Consider the following 3,075-nt stretch of genomic DNA (forward strand, 5'->3'; position numbering starts at 1 on the left):
TAAGTGAATTTGAATATAATAAGAATAAAAATGTAGAACTTAATACGTATCACGTAAAACTAAAAAAATAACGTAAAACGTTAAGCGTAGAGCGTAAAACATAACAAAAAACCCCTTTCCCAAGAACAAAGTTGGCGCGATGTACAGGAAAAGGAGTGGCTTTTAAAACTAATGTTGAATTTAAAAAACGATGTTAAAACGTAGAACGTAATACGTATCACGTAAAACATAATTAAAACCACCTTTATTATGCTAGAAAAAGAATATGAATTATTGAAAAAAGGCGAACCCAAAGCCTTAGAGCAAATTTATTCACGACATAAAAGACTACTTTTTTGGATTGGTAAACAAATAGTTGATGATGAATTTGTTGTAGAATGTTTGGTACAAGATGCGTTTCTGAAATTATGGGAATATCGTGAGAAAATTGAAAAACCTGAACATATCTTTTTTTTCACGCGACTTGTTTTGAAACACAGCTGTTATTCGCATTATAGAAGTTCTAAAAATAAATTTTTTAGGTCAGTGCATTCATTAGAGAGTTACGAGAATTATGAGAATTATTTGACTGTATACGATCCTTTAGAGGCTGCAGAAAACATAAAGGATAAACTAATACATGACCAACATTATGAAGAAATTAGAAAAATATTACCCTTATTAAGCGCTGAAAGAAAACATTTGATTGAACTCTGCTTGAAATATGGATTTAGATACAAAGCAATTGCCAATGCAATGGGAAAAAGAGTTTCAGAAACGAGCAAGGAGATTAAAAGTGCAATAGAGGATGTTAAGAACCTTATAAATAGTCATGATGTATTCGTGTCTAAAAAAGAAATAATTTCCGAGGAAAAGGCACCAAATCAAATGACCGAAAAACAATCGTTGATTTTAAAGCTTCGATTCGAAATGAAACAATCGTTTACAACCATTGCCAAGACATTAGAACTTTCTCAGAAAGAAGTGCACAATGAATTTGTCGTCGCTTATAAATTGACTCAACAAAACAAGTTTAAACCCCTAAATAACTAAATATGGAAAATTCTACAGTTTTTTTAACACGTAAAATACAGTTAATTGCTGATTTACCAACCCAAGAAGAACGAAAAGAAGTTGTGAGTACGCTTTATAAATGGCAAAATAGATGTTTTATAGCGGCTAATATGATTGTTTCTCATTTGTATGTGCAAGAAATGGTGAAAGATTTTTTTTATTTCTCTGAAGGAATCAAATATAAATTAGCAGACGAAAACAAAGATGATTCTGGAATACTCAAATGGTCACGGTCGACTACAATTTATCGTGTGCTCTCAAAACGTTTTAAGGACGAAGTTCCGATGTATATATTGTCTAGTTTGATCAATACGTTATACCTGTCCTTCAAGAAGGATTGTGTCAAGTATTGGAAAGGGGAACTTTCATTAAAAATTTTTAAACGAGATATAGCAATTCCTTTTAACATAGCGAGGATAAGTAAATTCTCGTATGATACAGATAAAAAATACATTTATTTTAAACTTTATAAAATTCCTTTTAAAACGTATCTTGGAAGAGACTATATTGATAATTATAAGCTATTGGAGCAAATAGTAAGTAAAGAAATTAGAATTTGTAGATCACATATTAAATTAGAAAAAAATAAAATATTTTGGGTATTCACGGTAGAAATTGAAAAAGAAAAAAATCAATTACAACCAGATATTATTGCAGAAGTTTCTTTGTCATTAGAATATCCGTTGGTTGTAAAAATAGGTAGATCTCAGCTTACCATTGGTAGCAAAGAAGAATTTCTATATAGAAGATTAGCCATACAAGCTTCTCGTAAAAGAATACTAGAAGGAGTGCCCTTTTGCAAAGGAGGGAAAGGAAAAGCAAGAAAATTAAAAATAGCAAAAAAATTAAAAAATACAGAGAGTAAATATATTCATCATCGGCTACATGTCTACAGTAGAATGTTAATTGATTTTTGTGTGGAAAAAAAAGCAGGAACGATAGTTATTGTAGATCAAGAAGAAAAAATACAAATTGCCAAAGAAGAAAGATTTGTCTTAAGAAACTGGAGCTATTATGAGCTCATACATAAAATAAAATACAAAGCTGATAAAGCAGGTATTGAGCTTATAACAGCTTAAACCATAATTTTGGAGGGTGATTTGTACACCCGTAGGGTGGGGTGATTGTTAACGCTCATCAAATGTGAAAAACATATACAAAGGGGGATTTTTAGGTTTTATTGAAACACGTTAGATGGTCCCAAGATAAAGGCAGGATAAAGGCAGGATAAAGGCAACATAGTGGCAGTAGGGTGGCAGTAGAATATTTGTAAAAGGTTTTTGATATGGGATTTACGATGTAAAATGTTTTTATGAACAATTAGATATGAGATTCTTTGAAAGTTCTGAATGACAAGGAATTTGAATATTGGAAAAGAATGACGAAAACGGTATTAAAACACACACGTTAAGAAAATGTTTGAATGAAACTTAAAAAGGTATTAGCCCGTAGGGTTTTTAAAATCTTTAGAGAAATGAGAACATATTTAGTAGAGAGTTTTACAGCCAAGTCTTTTTTCGTTAGTTTTTTTGACTATTCCCCGAAGGGCATCTGAATACCTATAATTAAAATAGATAAGCTATGAATAAAAAAATGAAAGTAATAGATTTCTCGATACCTCAAATTAACAACGAGTTGAGGTTCTGAACATAATTACGTGAATAAGAGAATAATTAGTAGTTCTTTATTTATTACTTTTTGCTTGATCAAAAAGTAATCAAAAAATCAAGTCCGTGCTTACAAGTCGGTCAATAATGGCTATTCGCTAAATGCTTTAAATCATTCACATAAAAATGTGAACTGTAAATCATTTTTAACGCTCTTTACGCCGAATTGACGCTCGACTTTTCAGCAATAACAGTTTATAAATTCTTTGTTGAAAGTGGATTTGAATATTGAAAAAGGATGAAAACCCGGCATTAAAACTCACACGTTAAGAAAATGGTTGAATAAAACGTAAAAAAGGTTTTAGCCCGTAGGGTTTTTAAAATCTTTAGTGAAATGAGAACATTTTTAGTAGAG

2 protein-coding genes are annotated in these 3,075 nt (G+C 30.7%); both read left to right on the forward strand.

Annotated features, from left to right (window positions below; genetic code table 11):
• Positions 1 to 249 precede the first annotated feature (249 nt).
• Complete coding sequence (locus tag B3J26_RS00420; RefSeq protein ID WP_291071083.1) at positions 250 to 1,032, forward strand: RNA polymerase sigma factor; 783 nt, start codon at positions 250 to 252, stop codon at positions 1,030 to 1,032.
• A 2-nt stretch (positions 1,033 to 1,034) separates the two neighbouring features.
• Positions 1,035 to 2,132, forward strand: coding sequence for a hypothetical protein (locus tag B3J26_RS00425; protein WP_291052291.1), 1,098 nt, complete (start codon positions 1,035 to 1,037; stop codon positions 2,130 to 2,132).
• Positions 2,133 to 3,075: the final 943 nt, after the last annotated feature.

The sequence above is a fragment of the Empedobacter sp. UBA5987 genome, from assembly GCF_002429865.1.
Taxonomy (GTDB): domain Bacteria; phylum Bacteroidota; class Bacteroidia; order Flavobacteriales; family Weeksellaceae; genus Empedobacter; species Empedobacter falsenii_B.